Source organism: Paenibacillus sp. FSL R7-0273, from assembly GCF_000758625.1.
GTDB lineage: Bacteria > Bacillota > Bacilli > Paenibacillales > Paenibacillaceae > Paenibacillus_AQ.
On the sequence record NZ_CP009283.1, the window covers coordinates 152,441 to 177,919 of the forward strand.

The 25,479-nt window shown below is 52.1% G+C and carries 24 protein-coding genes, 1 tRNA gene and 1 pseudogene; 24 read left to right on the plus strand and 2 right to left on the minus strand.

What is annotated here, in order from left to right; translation table 11 throughout:
* Position 1 precedes the first annotated feature (1 nt).
* The 18 genes and pseudogenes from hisH to R70723_RS00850 all read left to right on the plus strand — a co-directional run bounded on the left by hisH (position 2) and on the right by R70723_RS00850 (position 16,974).
* Complete coding sequence (gene hisH / locus R70723_RS00765) at positions 2 to 631, plus strand: imidazole glycerol phosphate synthase subunit HisH (RefSeq protein ID WP_039869030.1); 630 nt, start codon at positions 2 to 4, stop codon at positions 629 to 631.
* Between the two features lie 41 nt (positions 632 to 672).
* Positions 673 to 1,410 carry a 1-(5-phosphoribosyl)-5-[(5-phosphoribosylamino)methylideneamino]imidazole-4-carboxamide isomerase gene (gene hisA / locus R70723_RS00770; protein WP_039869032.1) on the plus strand — a complete coding sequence of 246 codons (738 nt, stop codon included), beginning with the start codon at positions 673 to 675 and terminating at the stop codon, positions 1,408 to 1,410.
* A 248-nt stretch (positions 1,411 to 1,658) separates the two neighbouring features.
* Positions 1,659 to 2,417 (plus strand): imidazole glycerol phosphate synthase subunit HisF, encoded by a 759-nt coding sequence (gene hisF, locus R70723_RS00775; protein WP_039869034.1) that lies wholly within the window; start codon positions 1,659 to 1,661, stop codon positions 2,415 to 2,417.
* Positions 2,414 to 3,097 (plus strand): bifunctional phosphoribosyl-AMP cyclohydrolase/phosphoribosyl-ATP diphosphatase HisIE, encoded by a 684-nt coding sequence (hisIE, locus tag R70723_RS00780; RefSeq protein ID WP_039869036.1) that lies wholly within the window; start codon positions 2,414 to 2,416, stop codon positions 3,095 to 3,097. Before hisF ends, hisIE begins: the two co-directional genes overlap by 4 nt.
* A gap of 15 nt (positions 3,098 to 3,112) precedes the next feature.
* A complete protein-coding gene (gene hisJ, locus R70723_RS00785; protein ID WP_039869039.1) occupies positions 3,113 to 3,940 on the plus strand; it encodes a histidinol-phosphatase HisJ in 828 nt (275 codons plus the stop codon).
* Between the two features lie 23 nt (positions 3,941 to 3,963).
* Positions 3,964 to 4,914, plus strand: a complete 951-nt coding sequence (locus R70723_RS00790; RefSeq protein ID WP_039869041.1) for a ribose-phosphate diphosphokinase — start codon at positions 3,964 to 3,966, stop codon at positions 4,912 to 4,914.
* A 238-nt stretch (positions 4,915 to 5,152) separates the two neighbouring features.
* Positions 5,153 to 6,397: pseudogene (locus R70723_RS00795) on the plus strand (tetratricopeptide repeat protein); the annotation flags it as partial.
* Between the two features lie 314 nt (positions 6,398 to 6,711).
* Positions 6,712 to 7,665 carry a thioredoxin-disulfide reductase gene (gene trxB, locus R70723_RS00800; protein ID WP_039869042.1) on the plus strand — a complete coding sequence of 318 codons (954 nt, stop codon included), beginning with the start codon at positions 6,712 to 6,714 and terminating at the stop codon, positions 7,663 to 7,665.
* Between the two features lie 218 nt (positions 7,666 to 7,883).
* Entirely contained in the window at positions 7,884 to 8,111 is a 228-nt protein-coding gene (locus R70723_RS00805; RefSeq protein ID WP_039878068.1) for a DUF1858 domain-containing protein, read from the plus strand.
* A 30-nt stretch (positions 8,112 to 8,141) separates the two neighbouring features.
* Positions 8,142 to 9,407, plus strand: a complete 1,266-nt coding sequence (locus tag R70723_RS00810) for a DUF438 domain-containing protein (RefSeq protein WP_039869044.1) — start codon at positions 8,142 to 8,144, stop codon at positions 9,405 to 9,407.
* A 294-nt stretch (positions 9,408 to 9,701) separates the two neighbouring features.
* Positions 9,702 to 10,652: an ROK family glucokinase gene (locus tag R70723_RS00815; RefSeq protein ID WP_039869046.1), complete on the plus strand. Its 951-nt coding sequence runs from the start codon at positions 9,702 to 9,704 to the stop codon at positions 10,650 to 10,652.
* 46 nt (positions 10,653 to 10,698) lie between these two features.
* On the plus strand, positions 10,699 to 11,598 hold the full coding sequence (gene rapZ / locus R70723_RS00820; RefSeq protein WP_039869048.1) for an RNase adapter RapZ: 900 nt from the start codon (positions 10,699 to 10,701) through the stop codon (positions 11,596 to 11,598).
* 57 nt (positions 11,599 to 11,655) lie between these two features.
* Positions 11,656 to 12,591: a gluconeogenesis factor YvcK family protein gene (locus R70723_RS00825; RefSeq protein ID WP_179088085.1), complete on the plus strand. Its 936-nt coding sequence runs from the start codon at positions 11,656 to 11,658 to the stop codon at positions 12,589 to 12,591.
* Positions 12,592 to 12,625: 34 nt separating this feature from the next.
* Positions 12,626 to 13,555, plus strand: a complete 930-nt coding sequence (gene whiA / locus R70723_RS00830; protein ID WP_039869052.1) for a DNA-binding protein WhiA — start codon at positions 12,626 to 12,628, stop codon at positions 13,553 to 13,555.
* A 97-nt stretch (positions 13,556 to 13,652) separates the two neighbouring features.
* Complete coding sequence (locus R70723_RS00835; protein ID WP_019914358.1) at positions 13,653 to 13,922, plus strand: HPr family phosphocarrier protein; 270 nt, start codon at positions 13,653 to 13,655, stop codon at positions 13,920 to 13,922.
* Positions 13,923 to 14,089: 167 nt separating this feature from the next.
* Positions 14,090 to 14,848, plus strand: coding sequence for an SIMPL domain-containing protein (locus tag R70723_RS00840; RefSeq protein WP_039869056.1), 759 nt, complete (start codon positions 14,090 to 14,092; stop codon positions 14,846 to 14,848).
* A 279-nt stretch (positions 14,849 to 15,127) separates the two neighbouring features.
* Positions 15,128 to 16,228 (plus strand): PdaC/SigV domain-containing protein, encoded by a 1,101-nt coding sequence (locus R70723_RS00845; protein ID WP_047170986.1) that lies wholly within the window; start codon positions 15,128 to 15,130, stop codon positions 16,226 to 16,228.
* Positions 16,229 to 16,335: 107 nt separating this feature from the next.
* Entirely contained in the window at positions 16,336 to 16,974 is a 639-nt protein-coding gene (locus R70723_RS00850) for a GDSL-type esterase/lipase family protein (RefSeq protein WP_039869058.1), read from the plus strand.
* A gap of 106 nt (positions 16,975 to 17,080) precedes the next feature.
* Here R70723_RS00850 and clpP read toward each other — a convergent pair whose 3' ends face one another.
* Positions 17,081 to 17,677 (minus strand): ATP-dependent Clp endopeptidase proteolytic subunit ClpP, encoded by a 597-nt coding sequence (clpP, locus tag R70723_RS00855; protein ID WP_039869060.1) that lies wholly within the window; start codon positions 17,675 to 17,677, stop codon positions 17,081 to 17,083.
* A 192-nt stretch (positions 17,678 to 17,869) separates the two neighbouring features.
* Positions 17,870 to 17,944, minus strand: a tRNA-Arg gene (locus R70723_RS00860).
* A 324-nt stretch (positions 17,945 to 18,268) separates the two neighbouring features.
* Here R70723_RS00860 and R70723_RS00865 point away from each other — a divergent pair.
* The 6 genes from R70723_RS00865 to eno all read left to right on the plus strand — a co-directional run bounded on the left by R70723_RS00865 (position 18,269) and on the right by eno (position 25,400).
* Positions 18,269 to 19,321, plus strand: coding sequence for a sugar-binding transcriptional regulator (locus R70723_RS00865; RefSeq protein WP_039869061.1), 1,053 nt, complete (start codon positions 18,269 to 18,271; stop codon positions 19,319 to 19,321).
* 116 nt (positions 19,322 to 19,437) lie between these two features.
* The gene (gap, locus tag R70723_RS00870) at positions 19,438 to 20,448 is read left to right on the plus strand and encodes a type I glyceraldehyde-3-phosphate dehydrogenase (RefSeq protein ID WP_039869063.1); all 1,011 of its coding nucleotides are present in this window, start codon (positions 19,438 to 19,440) and stop codon (positions 20,446 to 20,448) included.
* Between the two features lie 91 nt (positions 20,449 to 20,539).
* Positions 20,540 to 21,721 (plus strand): phosphoglycerate kinase, encoded by a 1,182-nt coding sequence (locus tag R70723_RS00875; RefSeq protein ID WP_039869064.1) that lies wholly within the window; start codon positions 20,540 to 20,542, stop codon positions 21,719 to 21,721.
* 28 nt (positions 21,722 to 21,749) lie between these two features.
* A complete protein-coding gene (gene tpiA, locus R70723_RS00880; RefSeq protein WP_039869070.1) occupies positions 21,750 to 22,505 on the plus strand; it encodes a triose-phosphate isomerase in 756 nt (251 codons plus the stop codon).
* Between the two features lie 2 nt (positions 22,506 to 22,507).
* Complete coding sequence (gene gpmI, locus R70723_RS00885) at positions 22,508 to 24,052, plus strand: 2,3-bisphosphoglycerate-independent phosphoglycerate mutase (RefSeq protein WP_039869071.1); 1,545 nt, start codon at positions 22,508 to 22,510, stop codon at positions 24,050 to 24,052.
* A gap of 61 nt (positions 24,053 to 24,113) precedes the next feature.
* Positions 24,114 to 25,400: a phosphopyruvate hydratase gene (gene eno / locus R70723_RS00890; protein ID WP_039869073.1), complete on the plus strand. Its 1,287-nt coding sequence runs from the start codon at positions 24,114 to 24,116 to the stop codon at positions 25,398 to 25,400.
* The last annotated feature ends 79 nt before the right edge of the window (positions 25,401 to 25,479 follow it).

Consider the following 25,479-nt stretch of genomic DNA (forward strand, 5'->3'; position numbering starts at 1 on the left):
CATGACAGTTGCAATTGTCGATTACGGCATGGGCAACCTGCACAGCGTCAGCAAGGCCGTGGAAAGACTCGGCTATAAAAGCCTGGTGACAGGCTTAGCTGAGGAGATTCTGACAGCAGACAGCGTCATTCTGCCGGGCGTCGGTGCGTTTGGCGATGCGATGGAGCAGCTGCGCGCAAGCGGTCTCGACGGGATCGTGAAGCAGGCTGCCGCCGGCGGCCAGCCGGTGCTGGGCATCTGCCTCGGCATGCAGCTGCTGTTCAGCAGCAGTGAGGAGCACGGGGAGCATACCGGACTGGATATGCTGCCGGGTGCAGTCGTGCGTTTTGCCCCGCGTGAGGGCTACAAGGTGCCGCATATGGGCTGGAATAAGCTGAGCTTCCGTCAGCCGCAGAGTCCGCTGCTGGACGGCCTTGAAGAAGGGCATGTGTATTTTGTCCACTCCTATCACGCAGAGGTGGAGCAGGAGAATGACCTGATTGCTGTCACCGATTACGGGCATCCGGTAACGGCAGTAGTCGGCCGGGATAACGTGTACGGTATGCAGTTTCACCCGGAAAAAAGCGGAGAGCTGGGCATGAAGCTGCTGGGAAATTTTTTGCGGATAAAGAACGTGCAGGGGCGGGCGTAAGCCCGCTATCAATCTATTATAAGGAAAGCAGGGAGCGCCACATGTCTTCTTTTATCGTATATCCGGCGATTGATATCCGGGATGGAAAGTGTGTAAGACTGCAGCAGGGTGATTACGCCCAGGAGACCATTTACAACGACAGCCCGGTAGAGGTGGCAAAATCGTGGGAAGAGCAAGGCGGTAAGTTCATCCACCTCGTCGATCTGGACGGTGCCAAGGCCGGACATCCGGTAAATGATGCTATCATCGGCGCCATCGCCAAAAATGCGAATGTCCCTGTACAGGTAGGCGGCGGACTGCGCTCGCTGGCTGATGTGGAGAAGCTGCTCGGCCTTGGCGTCAGCCGGGTGATAATCGGGACGGCGGCGATCAATGACCATGCCTTCACAGAAGCGGTGCTGGCTAAATACGGTGATAAAGTGGCGATTGGCCTTGATGCGCGGAACGGCTACGTGGCAACACACGGGTGGCTGAACACTTCAGAAGTGCGTGCAGAGGATCTGGCAAAAGAGCTCGCGGCTAAGGGAGCGGAAACGTTCATCTACACCGACATCTCGCGTGACGGTATGATGCAGGGCCCGAACATCGAGGGCATCCTGTCCATGGCTGCTGCCAGCGGGCGGACAGTCATCGCTTCCGGCGGTGTTACCGTCCTGGATGACCTGCTGCGCCTGAATGTACATAGCGGCAGCGGTATCGGCGGAGCCATTGTCGGCAAGGCGCTGTACACCGGCAATATCAATTTGACCGAAGCGCTTTCGGCGCTTGGGCAGAAATAGAACCAGATTCGTCTAATCCGTTTAAGTGGTTTAATGCAGGAGCGCCCAGTGTCTAAGCGGCCCCGCAGGGGCTAGCGCTGCATGCACATTGTTGCCGGGTACGCCTCGGCCTCTCCTAAGACAGCTATCCGGGTGTCCAGAGGGCCGGGGCCCTTGGGGTCCCCCTTGGCTAAGGGGGATTTAGGGGGATCGAAAAAGCTTTTGCATGAAAAGATTGTAATATTGGAAAGCAGTTGGAGGGGTGACGCATGTTAGCCAAACGTATCATTCCCTGTCTGGACGTAAAGGACGGGCGGGTAGTCAAGGGTGTGAATTTTGTTAATCTGCGCGATGCAGGGGATCCGGTGGAGCTGGCGGCGATTTATGACCGTGAAGGTGCGGATGAGCTGGTGTTCCTGGATATTTCCGCCTCGGTAGAAGGACGCGCCACGATGGTCGAGGTCGTCCGCCAGACCGCCGGGGAGATCGCGATTCCTTTTACGGTCGGCGGCGGCATCTCGACCCCGGACGATATGAAGCGGATTCTGCGCGCCGGTGCCGATAAAATCGGCATCAACACCGCCGCTGTCAACAACCCGCAGCTTATTCTGGAAGGGGCGCGCCGTTTCGGCTCCCAGTGTATTGTAGTGGCAATGGATGCCAAATATAATGAGGCATGGGGCGAATGGGAAGTGTATACGCACGGCGGGCGCAAGCCGACGGGAATCCGGGCGCTGGCCTGGGCCAAGGAGGCCGAAAGGATGGGCGCCGGTGAGCTTCTGCTTACCAGCATGGACGCTGACGGAACCAAGGACGGGTTCGACCTGAAGCTGACCGCAGCAGTGAGCAGCCTGGTAGGCATCCCTGTAATCGCTTCAGGCGGAGCCGGGAAGATCGGCGACTTTTACGATGTATTTACCGAAGGTAAGGCCGATGCAGGGCTTGCCGCTACTATTTTTCATTATAAAGAAATTGCAATCCATGATCTGAAGGCAGATTTGAAGTCTAAAGGGGTAGAAATCCGATGAGCCAAGAACAAGAAGCCATTATCGAAAATATCCGCTGGAATGATTCCGGGCTGCTGCCTGCCGTAGTGCAGGATGCGCGTACGCTGGAGGTGCTGATGTTCGCCTACATGAATCCGGAGTCGCTGCGGCTTACGCTTACGAGCGGCCAGACCTGGTTCTGGAGCCGTTCCCGCAGTGAGCTGTGGCATAAGGGCGGAACCTCGGGCAACACCCAGGCGGTTACTTCCATTCATTACGACTGCGATAGTGATACGCTGCTGGTGAAGGTGATTCCTGAGGGGCCGGCCTGTCATACAGGGGAGAATACCTGCTTTTACCGTGAAATCCCGCTTACCGGACAGGCAGCAGCGGATCCTCAGCGCACCGCGAGTGCAGATGAAGGGCGTTTTGCCGTACTGGGCGAACTGGAGCGGGTAATTGCTGAGCGGGAAATCGAGCGCCCGGAGGGTGCTTATACAACCTATCTGTTTGATAAGGGCGTAGACAAGATTCTTAAAAAGGTGGGCGAGGAAGCCTCTGAAACCATTATCGCCGCCAAAAATAAAGACAATGCCGAGCTCCGTCTCGAAGTAAGCGATCTGATCTATCACCTGCTGGTGCTGCTGCAGGAGCGCAAGCTGCCGCTGGATGAGATTCTGGACGAGCTGAGCGCCCGCCACGAACGTCCGCGCCGCGACTAAGAGGGGGTTAGAGGGATGCATATCGACTATCATACCCATCATGAGCGCTGCGGGCATGCGGTAGGGAAGCTGGAGGAGTATGTGCAGCGCGGGATAGAGCTGGGCCTGCAGCAGCTGGGCCTGTCCGATCATCTGCCGCTGATTCATGTGAATCCGGACAGCTATTACCCTGAAATGGCTATGCCTCTGGCCGAGCTCCCGCGGTACGTCGAGGAGTGCCTGACGCTGAAGGAGCGCTACCGCGGCGTCATTGATCTGCGGGTAGGGCTGGAAGCGGATTATATCGAAGGCTATGAGGAGCAGATCCGCGAGCTTTTGTCACCGTATCCCTGGGATTATCTGATCGGCTCTGTGCATTTTCTGGGGGAGTGGGATATTACCGATCACCGGCAGACAGGGGGCTGGGAAGGCAAAAAGGTAATGGACGTATACCGCCGTTATTATGATGCGGTGAAGAAGTCGGCGTTATCGGGATTATATGATATTATAGGACATATGGATGTCATTAAAAGATTCGGTTACGGCCCGCAGAGTCCGGAAGAGAAGGCAGAGGCCAGGGAACTGGAGCTTACCACCCTGCAGGCGATAGCCTCGGGCGGCATTGCCATGGAGCTGAATGCTTCCGGCCTGACCAAGCCCTGCGCGGAAATGTTCCCGGCGGAGCATGTGCTGCAGCAGGCGTTCACGCTTGGCATTCCGCTTACACTCGGCTCTGATGCCCACGACCCGGCCAAGCTGGGTGACGGCCTGCAGGAAGCCCGCAGTCTGCTGTGGCGTACCGGATTCCGTGAGCTGGCTGTGTTTGAAGACCGGCGCCGGTCATCCGTTCCGTTCAAACTATAAATTATGATCCCCAGGAGGGTACTATGCAGCATCATCAATTGCGTATTTTTTCCGGTTCGTCTAATCCGAAGCTGGCTGCGGACATCGCGGAGCGTCTTGGTGCACCCCTCAGCCCGATTAAGCTGACCCGCTTTAAGAGCGGTGAGATTTATGTGCATTATGAAGAGAGCATCCGGAACTGTGACGTATTTTTGGTGCAATCCCTCGCTCATCCTATTAACGAGCTCTTTGTAGAGCTGCTTGTCATGATCGATGCCGCCAAGCGGGCCTCGGCAAGAACAGTAAATATCATTGTTCCTTATTACGGGTATGCCAGACAGGAGCGCAAATCTGCACCGCGTGAGCCGATTTCGGCCAAAATGGTTGCCGACGTGCTGACCACCGCAGGAGCGACCCGGGTTATTACGATTGATCTGCACGCGGCAGCCATTCAGGGCTTCTTTAACATTCCGGTGGATCATCTGACTGCGCTTGATCTGATCAGCGGCTACCTGAAGGTTAAGAATATCTCGAACCCGGTAGTGGTGTCTCCGGATGCAGGCCGCGCTTCCATGGCCGAGAAGCTGGCCAGCCGGCTGGATTCGCCGTTTGCGATTATGATCAAGAAGCGTCCGGCGCATAATGAATCTGTTATCACGCATGTGATAGGAGATGTTGAGGGAAGAACGCCGATTATTATTGAGGACCTGATTGATACCGGCACGACAATTGTGAATGTGGTGGAGGGCCTGAAGGAACGCGGAGCCGGCAACAGTATTGTCTGTGCGACACACGGCCTGTTCTCCGGCGATGCATTGACACGTATGGATCATGACAATATTGATGAGATTGTGGTCACTGACTCGATAGCGCTGCCTGATGATCATTCTACCCGCTACAAGGTGCTGTCGGTTGCACCGATGCTGGCGGAAGCCACGCGCATTATTATCGAAGGCGGATCTATTGATAAATTATTCAGAGACGCGGGAATATAATTCCCGCGTTTTTTGCTGTGCCGTTGACGGTGCAGGAGCTACATCTATTTTCCTGAGGTGCCACCTGCCCTTAGCTTGAGAATCCCGCGCTCACTTGTGTTATACTGTGTGAAGCAGCTACGGCCAGAAATGGAAACGATAGATTGCTGCAGATAGGAGCCTGTGGTGCCTTAATGGCGCTGTTCTCCTATTTTTGCGTGAGGATAAGGAAGCTTACAAAGGGAGGTGCCTTGCTTCCATGATTGAGAGAACTTCAGATGAAGCGGAGTTAAGCAATGTCATTCCGGTGACTCTGGATGCCAATTTTTTCTTTGAAAGAGCCGTTCGGTCGCTGGACCGCTTTCAATATGATAAGGCATTAAAGAATTTCCGCAAAGCTGTTGAATATGAGCCGCAGAATCCGGTTAATCACTGCAACATGGCTGGTATATTATCAGAGATGGGTAATTATAAAGCATCCAATGAGATATTGACCCATGTGCTGGAGAAGATTGACCCGGGCATGACCGAGTGCCATTTCTATATGGCTAATAATTATGCCAATATGGAGAGCTTCGAGGAGGCAGAGCGCTCGCTGATGACGTATCTGGAGCAGGATGCCGCCGGTGAGTACCTGGCTGAGTCCGAGGAGCTGATGGAGCTGCTGCAGTATGAGCTGGACCGTCCCGCGCCGCTGATCCGGATCCGCAGCCGGGAAGGGGTTGTGGAGCACGACCGTGCCCGGGCCCTGCTGGAGGAGGGCAAGTTTCCGCAGGCAGTAGACCTGCTTGAGGAGATTGTGAAGGTGACACCGGATTTTCTGGCAGCCCATAACAATCTGGCGCTGGCCTATTTCTATATGGGCCGTTTTGCAAGAGCGAAGGAATGTCTGGCCGAGGTGCTGGAGCAGGATGCGGGCAATCTGCATGCCCTCTGCAATATGGCGATTTTCCTGCAGTATGCCGGAGACCGTGACCAGCTGGATACGCTGATTCAAAGGCTTGAAGCTACTGTGCCCTTCCACAAGGAGCATGTGTTCAAAATGGCCACCACGATGGGCATCCTGGGCCGGCATAAGACGGCCTACGGCCACTTCCGCCGCCTGCTGAAGGATGAAGAGGTTGGTGCAGACGCGAGCCTCTACCATTATTGCGCTGCTGCAGCAAGCAACAGCGGGTTATACAGCGAGGCCCTTCGCTGCTGGCGGCAGGCCGCCAAGCTTGATCCGGCGTCGCCTGTACCGGCCTTCTTTCTTGCCCAGCTGCAGCAGGTGCTGGCAGAGGACCGGGCGATGTCGCCGGTCAGCTATAACTATCAGCTGCCTTTTCAGGAGCAGCTTAAGCAGTGGAAGAACAATGAGAGCAGCTTCACGGCAGAGGTCCGGAACAACCCGCTGCTGCGGGCCTCATTCTTCTGGGCGCTGCGCTACGGAGATTCAGGGACCAGAATGCAGGTTACGGAGGCGCTACGCTGGATTGAGGATGAAGAGATGTCCGAGGTGCTGGGCGAATTGCTGAAGCAGGAGCCCCTTCAGGAGGAGAAGCTGCAGGAAGCGGCACTGGTCAGCCTGCAGCGGCTGATTGGAAGCAGCCTGAAGGAAAGCCCTGTTTCGGCGGAAGAGCAGGAAATAACGCAGGGGGATATGCCTTCTTCTACAGAGAATATCTAACCCCGGCAAGGTAATATAAGCAAGCAGGTATAATTGAAGCGGGATTCTGCATCCTTATATTGTTTACCCGAATCGGTGGCAGGGCTCTTAGAAGGCCCGCCGCTGTTTCTTCTAATAAATCATTACCTACTCGTAAGGAGGCCATAGTGATGTACAAAACGATTGTAATCGGAACAGGCCCGGCAGGGCTCACTGCCGCTATTTATTTAGCCCGCGCTAATCTCAGCCCGCTCGTAATAGAAGGGCTGCAGCCGGGCGGACAACTGACAACGACGACAGAAGTGGAGAACTTTCCTGGCTTTCCTGAGGGGATTCTCGGCCCTGATCTGATGGAGAATATGCGCAAGCAGGCTGAGCGCTTTGGTGCACAGTTCAAGAACGGCTGGGTGGAATCGGTCGATTTCTCACAGCGTCCGTTCAAAGTGAAGGTGGATGGGCTCGGTGTGCTTGAGGCGGAATCGGTCATTATTTCAACCGGTGCTTCCGCACGTTATCTGGGAATTCCGGGCGAGCAGGAGAATGTAGGGCGCGGGGTAAGCACATGCGCTACCTGTGACGGGTTCTTTTTCCGCGGCAAAAAGATTATCGTTGTCGGCGGCGGAGACTCCGCTATGGAGGAAGCCAGCTTCCTGACCCGCTTCGCGTCGAGTGTGACACTGGTTCACCGCCGCGAGGAGCTGCGCGCCTCGAAGATTATGCAGGACCGGGCACGGGAGAACAGCAAGGTGGCTTGGGCGCTTAACCGCACCCCGCTGGCCGTGACAGTCGGGGAGACGGGAGTTAAAGGCTTGACTGTGCGCAACAACGAGACAGGCCTGGAAGAGCTGATTGAGGCAGATGGTGTATTCGTGGCAATCGGGCACACCCCTAACACGGGCTTCCTGGGCGGCCAGATCACAACCGATGCCAACGGGTACATTGTGGTTAATCCGGGTACAACAGAGACGAACACTCCTGGTGTATTCGCCTGCGGCGATGTGCAGGATACCCGTTACCGGCAGGCGATTTCCGCAGCGGGAACCGGATGTATGGCAGCAATGGATGCAGAGAAGTATCTGGAAGGCACAATGGTCCATGACTGGAGCGAAAGCCTCGATAAGTAAAGGTGAAGCACCAGAACCAGGACCATGAACTGAAGATTCATTAAAGGATTAAGCCGGTAATTCCGCTTCTGCGGGATGCCGGTTTTTTTATTTAAAAAATAAAGTACATAGCAGCAGTAACTTAGTGATTGCAATCACAATATACGGCTATAGCCTATGCTAAGCTGATGTTGAGAAGAGTTCTCAATAAGTGGGCTGAAGGAAAAGGAATGGTGATCATGAGCAAAGTGCTGAGAATGGATGAGTCCATATTCGAGCTGGTGAGCCGGCATCCCGAGGTAACCGGCATTATGGTGGAGCTGGGGTTTCAGGATATAGCCAAACCGGGGATGCTGCAGACCGCAGGCCGGTTCATGACCCTGGCGAAGGGAATCAAACTTAAGAAAATGGATCCGGAAGCCATCAGACAGACCTTTGTCCGCCATGGTTTCGAGATTATCGAATAGAAGCAATCCGAATACAAAGGAGAGAGTAAAATGAGTGAATTAATTAACAACCGTGAAGTGGACGTACCTGAGCAGACCCGCCGCCAGGCCATGCTGAAGGAGATCATTAAAGAGCTGCATGCCGGTAAAAGTGTGGATGAGGTGAAAGCCCGCTTTGCTGAAGCGGTAGGTGATGTAACGGTGGCTGAAATTTCGGCGATGGAGCACTCCCTGATGACTGAAGAGGGCATCCCTGTATCTGAGGTACAGCGCCTGTGTTCAGTGCATACGGCGATCTTCAAAGGATCAATCGAGCAGATTCACCGTTCCTCGAAGCCAGAGGAGCAGCCGGGTCATCCGGTGCATACGTTTAAGCTGGAGAACCGCGAAATTGAAAAGCTGGTTAACTTCCGCCTGGAGCTGCATGCCGGCAAGTTCCAGAAGAATGACAGCGACGAAATTATTTTCAAGCTGCTGGAGGATTTGAGCCTGCTGCTTGATCTTGATAAGCATTACAGCCGCAAAGAAAACCTGCTGTTCCCTTACCTGGAGAGATACGGCATCTACGGTCCGACCAAGGTGATGTGGGGTGTGGATGACGGAATCCGTGCGATGATTAAGGAAGCCAAGGCAGCGCTCAGCTCCTACAGCGGCAACAAGGAACAGATCGGTGAGCAGCTGGCCCATATTATTCAGGAAGTCAACGAAATGATCTTTAAGGAAGAAAACATTCTGCTGCCGATGGCGCTAGACAAGCTGACCGAGGATGAATGGGTCAAAATCGCCCGTGAAAGCGACGAGATCGGCTTCTGTCTGGCCGCGCCTGAGCAGGAGTGGATTCCGGAGCGTGCAGCTGAGCCGGAAGGAGCATCTGCCGCAGCAGAGGAACAGCAGGCCGGCGAAAGCCCGCAGGGCTTTATCCGCTTTGAAACCGGGCTGCTGTCCCTGCACCAGCTGGAAACCTTGATGAATCATCTGCCGGTGGACCTGACCTTCATCGATGAGAATGATGTAGTGCGTTACTTCTCCCACGGCAAGGAGCGGATTTTTGCCCGGACCAAGGCGGTTATCGGCCGTACCGTTCAGAACTGTCATCCGCCGCAAAGCGTGCACGTAGTCGAAAAGCTGCTGGAAGACTTCAAGGCAGGACGTAAGGATGCCGAGGACTTCTGGATTAACATTAAGGATAAGTTCATTTATATCCGTTACTTCGCAGTACGCGATGAGGCAGGCCGTTACATGGGGACGCTTGAATTCACCCAGAATATTGCTCCGATCCGTGCGCTGGAAGGCCAAAAACGGATTTTATCAGAATAGAAAACAGCTGTGAACAGGTGCGGGCTACAGCCCGTGCCTTTTTTTGTAAAATAGTATGGCGGATAAGCAGTATTGCAGTACAAGTCATAGATTATAATGATAACGCATACAACGTTAATATGCCTGTAAAAAGGATTCATGAGCGACTGCGGGGACAGGCTGTTTTATCGGGGCTTGTATATCGGCTGGCGCAGGAACCCGGGTGTGCCGCCTTTCCTTGACCGCAGGGGAGGCTTCTATTATAGTGGGTACGTAGGATTAACTATTTTAGCATAGAAAAAGGTGGCTTGTTACATGTCTGAACATATCTACGTTGGTGTGGATTTAGGTGGTACCACGATTAAAGTTGGAATCTGCAATGCCGAAGGGACCTTGCTTCATACTTTCGAAGGGCCTACGGGGACTGCGGATGGCGTCGATACCGTCATCGACAACATCGAGAAATACGTTCGTCAGATTGTGGAGGAGTCTCCATATTCCTGGGAACAGCTTGCCGGTGTAGGAGCAGGCCTGGCCGGATTTACAAATATTCGTGAAGGAATCATCATTCTTGCGCCGAACATAGGGTTCAGAGATGTGCCGATCCGTTCCATTCTGGAGGGACGCCTTAACAAGCCTGTCAAAATAGACAATGATGCCAACGTGGCTGCACTGGGTGAAGCCTGGAGCGGCGCGGGCCGCGGCATCGATAACTGCGTCTGCTATACGCTGGGAACCGGTGTGGGCGGCGGTATTATCATTAACGGTAAGGTATATCAGGGCTTCGCCGGATTAGCCGGAGAGCTGGGTCATATTTCTGTTGTACCTGATCTGGAAGCCATTCAGTGCGGCTGCGGCAACATGGGCTGCCTGGAGACCGTATCTTCGGCTACAGGCATTATCCGTATGGCTAATGATGCTGTATCGCGTGGAGACCGTACTTCGCTTTCTGCTGTAGAGAAAATTGCAGCTAAGGAAGTTTTTGATGCGGCAAAGGCCGGGGACGAGGTAGCACTTCGTATCGTTAACCGCGCTGCATTCTATCTGGGTAAATCGATGGCCGCAGTTGCTGCCGTGCTGAATCCGGAAGTATTCATTGTAGGCGGAGGCGTATCCAAGGCAGGCGATATCCTGTTTGATGAAGTACGCCGCGTATTCGCCAAGCTGGCTCCTGAGCCGCTGCAGAAAGGCGTTACGATCGTGCCTGCAGAGCTTGGCAATGATGCCGGTATTATTGGGGCAGCCGGCCTTCTGCTGCGTTCTTAAAAGACTGGAATTATTCATATACTATTCATAGGGAGGGAACGCTCTCATGACCGAATTGGAGCACTCCGAAACGGGCGGCGCCACCCTGATTATTATTACAGGCATGTCAGGCGCAGGCAAAACGATTGCCGTACAGAGCTTAGAGGACCTTGGTTTCTTCTGTGTTGATAATCTGCCGCCGGTGCTGATTCCAAAGTTTGCCGAACTGATTGAACAGTCCAAGGGAAAGATCGCCAAGGTAGCGCTCGTCATTGACCTGCGGGGGCGGGAGTTTTTTACCGCTTTATCAGAATCCCTGACTTACATCAAAAACGAGTCAACGATCGGCTGCGAAATTCTGTTTCTGGACGCTACCGATTCCGTGCTTGTTCAGCGCTACAAGGAGAGCCGCCGCCACCATCCGCTTGCTCCCAAGGGCATGCCGCTTGACGGCATCCGGCTGGAGCGCCAGATGCTGGAGGAGCTGAAGAATTCCGCCACCCTGTGCCTGGATACGAGCAGTATGAAGCCGGTCCAGCTGAAGGAGAAGATCGTTACAAGATTTTCCCACCTTGGAAAGAGTACATTCTCTGTTAATATTACTTCTTTTGGATTTAAGTATGGGATTCCGATCGATGCAGACCTCGTGTTTGATGTCCGCTTTTTGCCTAATCCGCATTATGTGGATCAGTTGCGGCCTAAAACCGGCCAAGACAGCGATGTATACGACTATGTAATGAAATGGCCTGAAACGCAGGTTTTTCTGACCAAGCTGCTGGATATGCTTCACTTCCTGATTCCCCAGTACCGTAAAGAGGGAAAATCCCAGATTATTATCGGCATCGGCTGCACCGGCGGCAAGCACCGTTCGGTAGCGATTTCGGAATATCTGGGCAAAATGCTGGGGGTCAGCGAGACGGAGACGGTAGCGGTCAGCCATCGGGATTCCGAGCGTGATCGGCATTAACGAGAGAAGGGATCTATAGTGGCTGAAGAACAAGAGAAACGTCCGCGTATCGTCGTTATGGGCGGCGGTACAGGGCTTTCTGTTATGCTCCGCGGTTTGAAGGAGAAGCCGCTTGATATTACAGCGATCGTAACGGTGGCGGATGACGGAGGCAGCTCGGGTATTCTGCGCAGTGAGCTGCAGATGCCGCCGCCGGGCGATATCCGCAATGTGCTGACAGCGATGGCTGACGTAGAGCCGCTGATGGCGCAGATTATGAAATACCGCTTCAGCACGGGGGAGGGACTTGCCGGACACAGCCTAGGTAACCTGATCCTCGCTGCACTCACCGACATTTCCGGCGACTTCGTTACTGCTGTCCGCGAGCTTAGCCGGTTGTTCGCCGTCCGGGGGCGTGTATTGCCTGCGGCGGGAGATGCGGTGGTGCTGCACGCCGAGATGGCTGACGGCACCATCGTTACAGGTGAGTCCAAAATACCCGAGGCCGGCGGCCGGATCAAACGGGTGTTTTTGGAGCCGGCTGATGTGGAACCGCTGCCTGAGGCGCTGGAGGCGATCCGCAGTGCTGATGCCATCCTGTGCGGGCCGGGCAGCCTGTACACCAGTATCCTGCCCAATCTGCTGGTTCCCAAGCTGGCTGAGGCTGTTGTCGAGTCGGATGCGATCAAAATTTTTGTCTGCAATGTCATGACCCAGCCGGGAGAGACGGACAATTATACTGTCAGCGACCATCTTCAAGCCGTATACGAGCATATCGGCCAGCATTTGTTCGATTATGTCATTGTTAACGACGGGGAGATCCCGGAGCAGGTTCAGGTCAAATATGCCGAGAAGGGCGCACGCCCCGTGCTGCTTGACCGGGATGTGCTTGACGGCAACGGGTACAAGGTCATTGCTGATAAGCTGGTACTGTTCAAGACCTATTTGAGGCATGATACAGATAAGCTGAGCCACCATATTTATCAGCTGGTTAAGGATTGGATTTCCAGATAAACAAGCTTCAATGAACATGAAAGAGGTGAGCCCCTTGTCTTTTGCGGCCCTTACGAAGAAAGAGCTGACGATGGTGGAGAGCCCGCCCTGCTGTGAGAAGGCGGAAATGTCAGCATTGATCCGGATGAACGGTTCTGTGCAGCTTTCGAGCAAAAAGGTGGTTCTGGACATCTCGACGGAGAACGCCGCGATTGCAAGGCGGGTATATTCTTTGCTTAAGAAATATTACCAGGTCCATATCGAGCTGCTCGTGCGTAAAAAAATGCGTTTGAAGAAGAATAACGTTTATATTGTCCGCATCCCCAGCCGGGTGCAGGAGATTCTGAAGGATCTGCATATTGTATCCGAGGGCTTCATCTTTAATGACGGTATAGACGAGGAGATCGTCGGGAAAAACTGCTGCAAACGGGCCTATCTGCGTGGCGCCTTTATGGCCGGCGGGTCGGTAAATAACCCTGAGGGCTCTTCCTATCATTTGGAAATCGCTTCCATGTATGAAGAGCACTGCAAAGCGCTGGTGGAGCTGGCTGGTGAATTTCACCTGAATGCCCGCTGCATAGAGCGCAAAAAAGGCTTTATCCTATACATCAAGGAAGGCGAGAAAATTATCGAGTTCCTGAGCCTGATCGGGGCGCACCAGGCGCTGTTTAAATTTGAGGATGTGCGGATTATGCGTGACATGCGCAACTCCGTGAATCGCATCGTTAACTGTGAAACGGCTAACCTGAACAAGACGATCGGTGCGGCGGTGCGGCAGATTGAGAATATTAAGCTGCTGCAGCGTGAGGTGGGCCTGGAGAGTCTTCCGGATAAGCTGCGGGAGGTCGCAGAAATCAGGCTGGCACACCCGGATATCAACCTGAAGGAAGTCGGTGAGATGCTGAAGGGGAGCGTCAGTAAATCTGGAGTAAACCACCGTTTGCGCAAAATTGATGAGCTGGCGGAGAAGGTCCGCGGCGGCTAATTATTTTTTTTCTAGTGTGGATGCGGTTATAATGATATAATATTATAAAATTAATGTGAAATTTTTGGGCAGATCTCAAATAGGGGGTAAGCGTTTCATGACAAAGCACCCGGTAGTTGTTCGGTTGAAGACGGGGCTCCACGCTCGGCCGGCAGCATTGTTCGTGCAGGAAGCCAACAAGTTTTCGTCGGAGATTTTCGTGGAAAAGGACGATAAAAAAGTTAACGCCAAAAGCATCATGGGCATTATGAGCCTGGCGATCAGTTCCGGCACGGAGATTTATATCAGCGCGGACGGCGCGGATGCGGATCAGGCTGTAACCGCTTTGACAAGTCTTGTTAGCAAGGAAGAGCTGGAGAACCAGTAATAACCGGTGACCAGGCCTGACCTTAATGCATTATAAAAAGCCCTCCGGGGCTTTTTTTAATTTCTTCAAATATTCTTTAAAATATGATGGTAACAATGCAACTTTTGCCAATGAGGCCCGTCTAGAGGATACCAAACAAATAAAGGACCTGAAAGGGGAAGCTAAGCATGAAAAAATGGGGCAAATCAATTGGAGCAGTATTGCTGGCAGGAAGTTTAATTGTTGGAGGAATGGGGCTGAGCAGTGTGTTTAAAGGTCCTGAGAAGGCTTACGCGGCTGAAGAAATCACCCGTAACATCGTTAGTGTAACAGGCAAAGGCGAGCTTTCGATCAAGCCGGACATCGTCTATCTGTCGATCGGTGCGAATTCCTCCGCCGAAACAGCGCAGGATGCGCAGAAGGCCAATGCAGCCAAGATCGCCAAGGTAACCGCGCAGCTCAAGACAACGTGGGGAATTGCTGACAAGGACATTCAGACCACCCAGTTCAACGTTCAGCCTAACTACACCTACAGCGAGAAGGACGGACAGCAGGTAAAAGGCTACATTGCACAGCACACGCTGCAGGTTGCTTACCGTGATCTGACCAAGGTCGGCGCACTGCTGGATGCAGCTTCAGCTGCAGGCGCGAACAACATCGGCAACGCGCAGTTTGCGATTGAAGACCCTTCCGCTTTTGAAGCGCAGGCTATCGAGAAGGCTATGGCTAATGCTGACGTAAAAGCTGCAGCCATTGCTAAAGCTGCTAAACGCAGCCTGGGCCAGGTCGTTACGGTAACCCAGAATGAAGACAACAACAACCCTGTATTTTACATGGAAAATGCAGCAATGAGCAAGGCTTCCGCAGACACTGCCGGAGGCACCTCTGTTGAGCCGGGCCAGGTTAAGGTTACTACCCAGCTTAGCGTAGTGTATGAATTGAAATAGGAAACAGATTAACAGGACCCTGCTTCTGCCGTAAATGGCGTGGCGGGGTCTTTTTTATCTGATTAAATGCACCGGGTAGAAGTTCTCTCATTTTGTTTAAGAAATTGTAACAAGACCCTTTAAATTTGCTGTAAAAGCTTAAGAAACTGTAAGGTAAATTGTAACAACCGCGGCAGAAGTACCCTCTATAATAAAAAGAGTGAGCCGGGGACAGCCAGCTTTCCGGGTCTTGGGAGAAACATCAAGTCAATCATCGTACCAGCGGAAGGGGAAACGGTTATGAATATTATACTTAAGGAACAGCTCCGTAAATGGGGAACAGGAATGATGGCGGCAGGGCTGCTGCTCGGAGGCGGGCTGCTGCCTGCAGAAGCTGCTCAAGCTGCACCGGCAACAGCACAGGCCAAGGCAGTCCAATCTTCAGTTGTGCTGAAATGGAATGGCGTTGTTACGCCGCAGACTGGTGTATACAGCGGAGGGAAGGTATGGGTGCCTGTCAGCTTTTTGCGGGATAGCCTGAAAATGCCCGTCACCTATGATCAGGCTGATAAAATCTATTCTATCGGCAAAGGTAACACGTTAACTAAGCTGATGGTTTCGGATTACAGCATCGCTATTTCTGTAAATAATTATTTTCTCGGAGATTATGAAGCAAAAAATATAAATAACCGGTTATACATCCCGTTTGATCTGATGACCGATTATCTGGGCTACCAGGGGGACTGGAGCGCTGCTACCGGCCGTTTGAACATTATGAAGCAGAAGCAAAACGCCATTACGATTAATACAGAGAGCTTCATTAAGGAGTCGGAGGATGCTCCAATCAAGCTGGATTACCCGCAGGTCAGCGGACTGGCTAATTCTGATGCGCAGAAAAAGATCAATGATATGCTCAAGCAGCAGACTCTCAATTATGCGGCAGACGCCGAAAAGCAGATTGCCAACAAAACAGAGGATGACCGGCCGTATGAATTCCAGGGCGGCTATGTTGTTACGTACAACAAAGACGGTGTACTCAGCCTTGTGACAGAGCAATACGGCTATACCGGCGGAGCTCATGGGATGACCTACCGCAATGCGTTTACCTTCTCGCTGAAGGATGGTAAGCGCCTGCTGATCGGTGACCTGCTGAAGGCCAATCCGAATTACAAAAAAGAGCTGAATGCCAAGCTGGCTAAGCAGATCAAAGCAGAGGGCGGTTACCTCGGCGGCTTCACCGGGCTGAATTCGGAGAAATACTTCTACCTGAAGGATGGCAAGCTTGTTGTGTTCTTCCAGCTGTATGAGTATACCGCATATGCTTCCGGCTTCCCGCAGTTTACCTTTACGTTCAAGGAGCTGCTGCCGGATGGCAGCAGTCCGTTTGCTTCGCTGAAGTAAGGCTAGGATAGAGCCTGCGCACATTGGGACACCCTGCCGTTACGGAGCGCCTCTCCTCTTCATAAGCTGTAGAAAGCTACCGCTTAGCAGGAGGGAGGAGGAGCAGGATGAGCTATCAGTACACAGCAATCGGGGATTCCCTGACGACGGGCTTCGGGGCGCTGCCCGGGAACGGCTTCGTGCCGGTCTACCGCAGAATGGCGGAGGCCCGGCTGCGGACACCCGTCCGGCTGACGAATCTCGGCGTAAACGGCCTGACCACGGACGGGCTGGAGCAGCGGCTGAAGGGGGACTATAACTTCCGCCTGGCTGTGCAGGAGGCTGATCTGATTACGATATCGATTGGCGGAAATGACCTGATCAAGGCGGCCAAGGCAGCAGGAGCCCGTCCCGGTGATCTGTCACCGCTGCTGCAAAAGGCACTGCGGGGCTGCAAGCGTAACATCAATGATATTATGGGCACATTGTCGCAGCTAAATGCGGGCATGAATAAGCCCTACATTATCCGGATTGTCGGATTATATAATCCCTACCCGCAGATAGATGAAGCAACGGAGTGGGTCCGGCAGTTTAACCGCTATACTTCCGGCTACAGCAGCCGGGTCTGCGGGTTTGCCTCCATCTATAACGAATTTGCCGGCAATGAACGCAGCTTATTATTCCTTGACCATATTCATCCCAACGGCAGGGGCTACCGGGTTATAGCCGGCAAGCTGGACGCTCTGGGGTATGGACGGCTGGGTTAAAGCATAAGTATGCCTGCCCAGGGTAAAAGTTGATTATACTGTGTATCAAAAAGAAGGCTGCCCGGACCTATAATGGTCCCGGCAGCCTTCTTTGTTGTTATGGAGCTTACACGCCGGCTGGCAATGTCTTCTCGATAACTTTATCAACGATACCGTATTCAGCTGCATCAGCGGCAGTCATGAAGTAATCGCGGTCTGTATCCTTCTCAATGCGTTCCAGCGGCTGGCCGGTACGCTCGGAAAGGATGCGGTTCAGCTTGTCGCGCAGCTTCAGGATGCGGCGGGCACGGATTTCGATATCCGTTGCCTGGCCCTGAGCCCCGCCCAGCGGCTGGTGAATCATAATTTCGCTGTTCGGCAGCGCGAAGCGCTTGCTCTTGGCACCGGCGTTCAGCAGGAAGGCCCCCATGGAAGCAGCCATTCCCACACAGATTGTGGATACATCCGGTTTGATGTATTGCATTGTATCAAAGATAGCCATACCGGCTGTGATCGAACCGCCCGGGCTGTTGATGTACAGGTGAATGTCTTTGTCCGGGTCTTCGGCAGCCAGGAACAGCATTTGTGCGATGATGGAATTGGCTACCACGTCATTAACATCCGTTCCAAGGAAAATAATGCGGTCCTTCAGCAGGCGGGAATAGATGTCATAAGCGCGTTCGCCGCGGTTGCTCTGTTCTACTACCATAGGAATATAACTCACGTGTAAAACCTCCTTGAATATGTTCTTCGAATGTGTTCATTTTTACTGTTACCGTATTAACCACATGATAAACAAAATCAAACAAAAAGTCAAAGAAAGTCAAACTTAGTTTTTAAAAAAAGAGCCGACAAGCGGCTCTTTGGTTAATTAACAGTAGGACAACTGCTAAATTATGTACAAACATGAAATTAATGGCGCGCCCGCCAAGAATCGAACTTGGATCTCAGGCTTCGGAGGCCTACGTCATATCCATTGGACCACGGGCGCAACAGAATTTATTATAATACATCAAACTAATAAATGCAATCCTCTACAAGCATGTCCTCAAAAATAACTTTGAAAACAGAAGGAGACCGGTTTTCCAATAAAACGGGATAACTGGCTGTTTCGGCTGTCCCGTCTGTGCTGCCTCTCTCTTCCACGTGGTGTCAGATGTATAAGATGAAAAGCGGTTGAGAATTATACTCTCGGATGACTTGCACTCCGCGTAATATTTGGTTAGAATATGAGTGGGACTTAAAAAGTTAACCCGGGACATTTTGAGACCACGAACAAGGGAATAGAGAAAGACGAAGTTGCAGGAGTGAAAGCATGCGCAATTTATTGGAAATCCAAAAGCAGCTTCTGCCGGATCTCATGGAAACCCTTAAGAGACGTTACACGATTCTACATCAGATCATGCTGTCCGATATTATTGGACGCAGAACACTGGCCGCGTCGCTGGATATGACCGAGCGGGTACTGCGCGCCGAGACGGATCTTCTGAAATCGCAAGGGCTCATTGAGATCGAGAGTGTCGGCATGCGTATTAGCGATGCCGGTCGCAGAACGCTTGACCTGCTGGAGCCGATCGCCAAGAGCCTGTTTGGCCTGGACGATCTGGAAGAGAAGATCCGCTCAACGTATGATCTTAGTAAAGTAATAATCGTGCCCGGGGATTGCGAATCATCCCCGTTCACCAAGCGTGAGCTGGGGCGTGCAGGCGCCAAGGCTTTTCTGGGTGTGCTGCACAGTGACGACACCGTCGCCGTAACAGGCGGCTCTACACTTGCTGAGATGGCTGACCAGCTGACCCTGCCTTTATCCGCCTCCTATAAGAATGCATGGGTTGTCCCTGCACGCGGAGGGCTCGGAGAGAGCATGGAGATTCAGGCCAATACGATTGCTTCAACCATGGCTAAGCGGATCGGAGCAAATTACCGTCTGCTGCATGTGCCGGATCTGCTCAGCGAGGAAGCCTACCAGTCGCTTGGGCATGACTCGAACATCGGAGAGATTGTACAAATCATCCGCAGATCGCGTATTATTGTTCATGGGATAGGCGATGCCCTGGAAATGACCCGCCGCCGCAGGCTGGATGAGACTACGGTCTCGGAGATTCAGGCCGAAGGTGCGGTTGCCGAATCGTTCGGCTACTATTTTAATGAAGCTGGTGAGGTTGTCCATACCATGCGTACGATCGGGCTGCGGTTAGAGGATATCCTCCGTACAGAGGTCGTTATCGGTATCGCAGGGGGCAAACGCAAAGCCAAGGCAATCCACGCAATGCTGCGCTTCGGACAAGAGGATATTCTGGTTATTGATGAGGCTGCTGCTGTCGAAATCGGCAAAGAAATCGACATAGAGTTGCAGCATGTGCTATAGATTCCAGGATATGGGGAGCGCCCGCAGTTATTTTGCATTATACTTAACATTGTTGTCTTGACGAGCTTCACGGCTTGTCTTGAATAAATAAAACGAAATCTAGGAGGAACTATTCAATGAGTGTAAAAGTTGGTATTAACGGTTTTGGACGTATTGGACGCCTTGCATTCCGCCGTATTCAAAATGTAGAAGGTATCGAAGTGGTAGCAATCAACGACTTGACTGACGCTAAGATGCTTGCTCATTTGCTTAAATATGATACAACTCAAGGTAAATTCCAGGGAGACGTTGAAGTTCATGACGGATTCTTCAAAGTAAACGGTAAAGAAGTTAAGGTTCTTGCGAACCGTAACCCAGAAGAACTGCCTTGGGGCGACCTCGGTGTAGACATCGTTCTGGAGTGCACAGGCTTCTTCACAACTAAAGAAGCTGCTGAAAAGCACCTTAAAGGCGGAGCTAAAAAAGTAGTTATCTCTGCTCCAGCTACTGGCGACATGAAAACTGTTGTTTACAACGTTAACCATGACATCCTTGATGGTTCCGAAACAGTAATCTCCGGCGCATCTTGCACAACTAACTGCCTGGCTCCAATGGCAAAAGTTCTGAACGACAAGTTCGGAATCGTTGAAGGCCTGATGACTACTATTCACGCTTACACTGGCGACCAGAACACTCTTGATGCTCCACACGCTAAAGGTGACTTCAGACGCGCACGTGCAGCTGCTGAAAACATCATTCCTAACACTACCGGTGCTGCAAAAGCAATCGGTCTGGTAATTCCAGAACTGAAAGGCAAACTTGACGGAGCAGCACAACGCGTGCCTGTTGCTACAGGTTCCCTGACTGAGCTGGTTACTGTTCTTGATAAATCCGTAACTGTTGAAGAAATCAACGCAGCAATGAAAGAAGCTTCCGATCCGGAAACTTACGGATACACTGAAGATGAAATCGTATCTTCCGACATCAAGGGCATGACTTTCGGTTCCCTGTACGATGCAACACAAACCAAAGTTCTGACTGTTGGCGACAAGCAGCTGGTTAAGACTGTTGCTTGGTATGACAACGAAATGTCCTACACTGCACAGCTGGTTCGCACTTTGGAACACTTCGCAAAACTGGCTAAGTAAGACCGGCTTAACATAAGCAGCATCTATAGAGCGGAAACAGAGGTTCCTTGTTTCCGCTCTTTCTAAATTTGGGTGTGGAGGAAGACTAATCATGAACAAAAAAAGCGTCCGTGATGTAGAAGTAGCAGGCAAACGCGTATTCGTGCGCGTCGATTTTAACGTTCCGGTGGAAGACGGCAAGATCACTGATGATACCCGTATCCGCGAAACCCTTCCAACGATTAAATACCTGATCGAAAACGGTGCAAAGGTCATTCTGGCCAGCCATATGGGCCGTCCGAAAGGTCAATTCGTTGATTCCATGCGTCTTACCGTTGCTGCTGAGCGTCTGTCCGAGCTGCTCGGCAAACCGGTAGCCAAGGCTGATGAAGCTGTCGGCGAAGCTGTTAAAGCGCAAATCGCTGAGCTGAATGAAGGCGACGTGCTAGTGCTTGAGAATGTCCGTTTCTATCCGGGCGAAGAAAAGAACGATCCTGAACTGGCTAAGCAGTTCGCTGAACTGGCTGACCTGTTCGTAAATGACGCGTTCGGCGCGGCTCACCGTGCTCATGCTTCTACTGAAGGAATCGCTCACTTCCTGCCGGCTGTATCCGGTCTGCTGATGGAGAAAGAATTGTCCGTACTGGGCAAAGCTCTTTCGAACCCTGAGCGTCCTTTCACTGCCATCATCGGCGGTTCCAAGGTTAAGGACAAAATCGACGTTATCGACAATCTCTTGAACCTGGCTGACAATGTTCTGATTGGCGGCGGCCTTTCTTATACATTCACCAAAGCTCAAGGCTATGAAATCGGTAAATCGCTGGTAGACAACGATAAAATCGATGCTGCGCTCGGATTCATCGAGAAGGCTAAAAAACTGGGCAAAAACTTCGTACTTCCGGTTGACGTTGTTGTCGCTGACAAGTTCGGTGCAGATGCCAACACCAAGATTGTAGATGCAACTGATATTCCTGCTGACTGGGAAGGTCTGGACATCGGCCCTAAAACCCGTGAAATCTACGCCAATATCATCAAAGACTCCAAGCTGGTTGTCTGGAACGGACCTATGGGCGTATTCGAAATCGATATCTTTGCTGAAGGAACCAAGGCTGTAGCGCAGGCTTGCGCAACAACTGAAGGCTACACTGTTATCGGCGGCGGTGATTCCGCAGCGGCAGCAGAAAAATTCCACCTGGCTGACCAAATGGATCACATCTCCACTGGCGGCGGCGCATCCCTGGAGTTCATGGAAGGCAAGGCACTTCCTGGCGTAGAAGCACTGAACGACAAGTAAGAGGCACAGAAGGAGGCAATACAAGATTATGAGCAGAACACCTATTATCGCAGGCAACTGGAAAATGTTCAAAACCGTTCCGGAAGCTGAAGGCTTCATCGCTGAAGTTAAAGGTAAGGCGGAAGTGGAAGGCGTGGAAACTGTAATTTGCGCTCCTTTTACTAACCTGCCTGCCCTGGTAGCAGCGGTTAAAGGCACAAGCATCAAAATCGGTGCACAAAACCTGCACTTTGAAGATAACGGAGCTTACACAGGCGAAATCAGCGGCGTTATGCTGAAGGACCTTGGCGTAGACTACGTAATCATCGGGCACTCTGAGCGCCGCGCTTATTTCGGCGAAACAGATGAAATTGTAAACAAAAAAATGCACGCGGCATTCCGCCACGGCATCACTCCTATTGTATGTGTCGGCGAAAAGCTTGAAGAGCGCGAAGCTGACCAGACTAAGGAAGTTTGCAAAGTACAGACTGAAGGTGCTTTTGCCGGTCTGAGTGCTGAGCAGGCAGCTCAGGTTGTTATCGCATATGAGCCAATCTGGGCGATTGGTACTGGTAAATCCTCTACTTCCCAAGATGCCAACGAAGTTATTGCGTACATCCGTACTCTTGTAAAAGATCTGTACGATGAAGCAACAGCTGAAGTTGTCCGTATTCAATACGGCGGCAGCGTGAAGCCTGAGAATGTAACGGAGTACATGAGTCAAAGCGACATCGACGGCGCTCTCGTCGGCGGTGCCAGCCTGCAGCCTGCTTCCTTCGTTTCACTCGTTGAGGGGGCATTGTAAGGATGTCATCTCCAAGACCTGTAGCTCTGATTATCATGGACGGTTTCGGTTTGCGCAATACGGATGAAGGCAACGCGGTTGCCCAAGCCAACAAGCCTAACTACGACCGTTATCTGAAGCAATATCCGAACACTACGCTTACCGCCTGCGGTGAAGCTGTAGGCCTGCCTGAAGGACAAATGGGCAACTCGGAGGTAGGACACCTTAACATCGGCGCAGGACGGATCGTATACCAGGATCTGACCCGTATCGACAAGTCGATCCGTGACGGTGAGTTCTTTGAGAACGAAACGCTGGTTGCTGCTGTAAAAAGCGCTAAGACCACCGGCAAAAAGCTTCACCTGTATGCGCTCGTTTCCGACGGCGGCGTGCACAGTCACATTAACCACCTGTTTGCCATGCTGGATCTGGCCAAGAAAGAAGATATGCACGAAGTGTATATCCATGCATTCATGGACGGCCGCGACGTAGCGCCTGACAGCGGACAAAAGTTCGTTCAGGATCTGGTTGCGAAGATCGAAGAAGTTGGCGTAGGTACAATTGCTACGGTATCCGGACGCTACTACGCGATGGATCGTGACAAACGCTGGGAACGTGTAGAGAAGGCCTACCGTGCAATGGTATATGGCGAAGGCCCTAAATATACCGATGCCCTGCAGGCAATCACTGCATCCTACCAGAATTCCGTGTATGATGAATTCGTTGAGCCTAGTGTAATCGTGGACAGTAATGATCAGCCGGTAGGCGTAGTGGAAAGCGGCGATTCTGTCGTATTCCTGAACTTCCGTCCTGACCGTGCGATTCAGCTGTCGCAGGTATTCACTAACTCTGATTTCCGCGGCTTTGACCGCGGGCCGCTCTTCCCGCAGGGTCTGCACTTCGTGTGCCTGACCACGTTCAGTGAAACGGTGCAGGGCTACGTAGCCTACTCGCCGAAGAACCTGGACAACACACTGGGTGAAGTGCTGGTACAGAATAACAAGAAGCAGCTGCGTATTGCGGAAACTGAAAAGTACCCGCACGTAACCTTCTTCTTCAGCGGCGGACGCGATGAAGAGCTTCCTGGCGAAACCCGTATCCTGATTAACTCGCCAAAAGTGGCAACCTATGATCTGCAGCCTGAGATGAGCGCATACGAAGTGGCGGCGGCCTGCGTAGCGGAGATCGAAGCGGACAGACAGGATGCCATTATCCTGAACTTTGCGAACCCTGATATGGTAGGCCACTCCGGCATGCTGGAGCCTACAATCAAGGCGGTTGAAGTAACGGATGAATGTGTGGGTAAAGTCGTGGATGCTGTTGTTGCCAAGGGCGGTGTTGCGATTATCATTGCCGATCATGGTAATGCTGATATGGTATTCGACGAGAATGGCCGACCATTCACCGCCCATACCACCAATCCGGTTCCTTTCATCGTAACCACTGAGAATGTTGTTCTGCGCGAATCCGGTATCCTTGCCGATGTAGCACCGACAATTCTGGATCTGATGGGACTTCCGCAGCCTGCGGAAATGACCGGACAATCCATGATTGCCAGCCGCAAATAAGCAGGAGCTTAATGAACGCTTTGCAATAACCAAAACCATTGTTAAAAGGAGATTAACTTACATGACTATTATTTCTGATGTATATGCACGCGAAGTCCTTGACTCCCGCGGTAACCCTACTGTAGAGGTTGACGTTTACCTGGAATCCGGCGCTAAAGGCCGCGCTATCGTTCCTTCCGGCGCTTCCACCGGCGCTCATGAAGCTGTTGAGCTTCGTGACGGCGACAAATCCCGTTACCTGGGCAAAGGCGTTCTGAAGGCTGTTGAGAACGTGAACGAAATTATCGCTCCAGAAGTAATCGGTATGGACGCTCTTGACCAAGTGGGCATCGACAAGCTGATGATCACTCTGGACGGAACCCACAACAAAGGCAAGCTGGGCGCTAACGCAATCCTGGCAGTTTCCATGGCAGTAGCTCGCGCAGCTGCAGCAGCTCTGGACATTCCTTTGTACGTATACCTGGGCGGATTCAACGCTAAAGCACTGCCGGTACCAATGATGAACATCATCAACGGTGGTGAGCATGCTGACAACAACATCGACGTTCAAGAGTTCATGGTTCTGCCTGTTGGAGCTCCTAGCTTCAAAGAAGCTCTTCGCGTAGGCGCTGAAATCTTCCACAACCTGAAATCCGTACTGAGCTCCAAAGGCCTGAACACAGCTGTAGGTGACGAAGGCGGCTTCGCTCCAAACCTTGGTTCGAACGAAGAAGCAATCACTACAATCATCGAAGCAATCGAAAAAGCCGGTTACAAACCAGGCGTTGACGTATTCCTTGGTATGGACGTAGCTTCCACTGAGTTCTACAAAGATGGTAAATACACACTTGCTGGTGAAGGCAAATCCTACACTTCCGCTGAGTATGTTGACCTTCTGGCTTCCTGGGTTGAGAAATACCCAATCATCACAATCGAAGACGGCATGTCCGAAGACGACTGGGATGGCTGGAAATTGCTCACTGAAAAATTGGGCGATAAAGTTCAATTGGTTGGTGATGACCTGTTCGTTACTAACACTGAGCGTCTTGCTACAGGTATCGAAAAAGGTATCGGTAACTCCATCCTGGTTAAGGTTAACCAGATTGGTACACTGACTGAAACCTTCGATGCTATCGAAATGGCTAAACGTGCCGGCTACACTGCTGTTATCTCCCACCGTTCCGGTGAGTCCGAAGACAGCACAATCGCTGACATCGCTGTTGCTACCAATGCTGGCCAGATCAAAACAGGTGCTCCTTCCCGTACTGACCGTGTTGCCAAGTACAACCAATTGCTTCGCATCGAAGACGAACTGGGTGAACTGGCTCAATACAACGGCCTGAAATCCTTCTACAACCTCAAAAGATAATCTCTTTTGATATAAGCTTTACCAAGCCTGCCGGTTTCCGGCAGGCTTTTTCATATTCGCTGGTAAATTGCATCTGCAG

What these genes read in the sequence shown, in the direction of transcription:
- hisH (WP_039869030.1), top strand. Translation starts at nt 2, where the DNA reads ATGACAGTTGCAATTGTCGATTACGGCATGGGCAACCTGCACAGCGTC.
- hisA (WP_039869032.1), top strand. Translation starts at nt 673, where the DNA reads ATGTCTTCTTTTATCGTATATCCGGCGATTGATATCCGGGATGGAAAG.
- hisF (WP_039869034.1), top strand. Translation starts at nt 1,659, where the DNA reads ATGTTAGCCAAACGTATCATTCCCTGTCTGGACGTAAAGGACGGGCGG.
- hisIE (WP_039869036.1), top strand. Translation starts at nt 2,414, where the DNA reads ATGAGCCAAGAACAAGAAGCCATTATCGAAAATATCCGCTGGAATGAT.
- hisJ (WP_039869039.1), top strand. Translation starts at nt 3,113, where the DNA reads ATGCATATCGACTATCATACCCATCATGAGCGCTGCGGGCATGCGGTA.
- R70723_RS00790 (WP_039869041.1), top strand. Translation starts at nt 3,964, where the DNA reads ATGCAGCATCATCAATTGCGTATTTTTTCCGGTTCGTCTAATCCGAAG.
- trxB (WP_039869042.1), top strand. Translation starts at nt 6,712, where the DNA reads ATGTACAAAACGATTGTAATCGGAACAGGCCCGGCAGGGCTCACTGCC.
- R70723_RS00805 (WP_039878068.1), top strand. Translation starts at nt 7,884, where the DNA reads ATGAGCAAAGTGCTGAGAATGGATGAGTCCATATTCGAGCTGGTGAGC.
- R70723_RS00810 (WP_039869044.1), top strand. Translation starts at nt 8,142, where the DNA reads ATGAGTGAATTAATTAACAACCGTGAAGTGGACGTACCTGAGCAGACC.
- R70723_RS00815 (WP_039869046.1), top strand. Translation starts at nt 9,702, where the DNA reads ATGTCTGAACATATCTACGTTGGTGTGGATTTAGGTGGTACCACGATT.
- rapZ (WP_039869048.1), top strand. Translation starts at nt 10,699, where the DNA reads ATGACCGAATTGGAGCACTCCGAAACGGGCGGCGCCACCCTGATTATT.
- R70723_RS00825 (WP_179088085.1), top strand. Translation starts at nt 11,656, where the DNA reads ATGGGCGGCGGTACAGGGCTTTCTGTTATGCTCCGCGGTTTGAAGGAG.
- R70723_RS00835 (WP_019914358.1), top strand. Translation starts at nt 13,653, where the DNA reads ATGACAAAGCACCCGGTAGTTGTTCGGTTGAAGACGGGGCTCCACGCT.
- R70723_RS00840 (WP_039869056.1), top strand. Translation starts at nt 14,090, where the DNA reads ATGAAAAAATGGGGCAAATCAATTGGAGCAGTATTGCTGGCAGGAAGT.
- R70723_RS00845 (WP_047170986.1), top strand. Translation starts at nt 15,128, where the DNA reads ATGAATATTATACTTAAGGAACAGCTCCGTAAATGGGGAACAGGAATG.
- R70723_RS00850 (WP_039869058.1), top strand. Translation starts at nt 16,336, where the DNA reads ATGAGCTATCAGTACACAGCAATCGGGGATTCCCTGACGACGGGCTTC.
- R70723_RS00865 (WP_039869061.1), top strand. Translation starts at nt 18,269, where the DNA reads ATGCGCAATTTATTGGAAATCCAAAAGCAGCTTCTGCCGGATCTCATG.
- gap (WP_039869063.1), top strand. Translation starts at nt 19,438, where the DNA reads ATGAGTGTAAAAGTTGGTATTAACGGTTTTGGACGTATTGGACGCCTT.
- R70723_RS00875 (WP_039869064.1), top strand. Translation starts at nt 20,540, where the DNA reads ATGAACAAAAAAAGCGTCCGTGATGTAGAAGTAGCAGGCAAACGCGTA.
- tpiA (WP_039869070.1), top strand. Translation starts at nt 21,750, where the DNA reads ATGAGCAGAACACCTATTATCGCAGGCAACTGGAAAATGTTCAAAACC.
- gpmI (WP_039869071.1), top strand. Translation starts at nt 22,508, where the DNA reads ATGTCATCTCCAAGACCTGTAGCTCTGATTATCATGGACGGTTTCGGT.
- eno (WP_039869073.1), top strand. Translation starts at nt 24,114, where the DNA reads ATGACTATTATTTCTGATGTATATGCACGCGAAGTCCTTGACTCCCGC.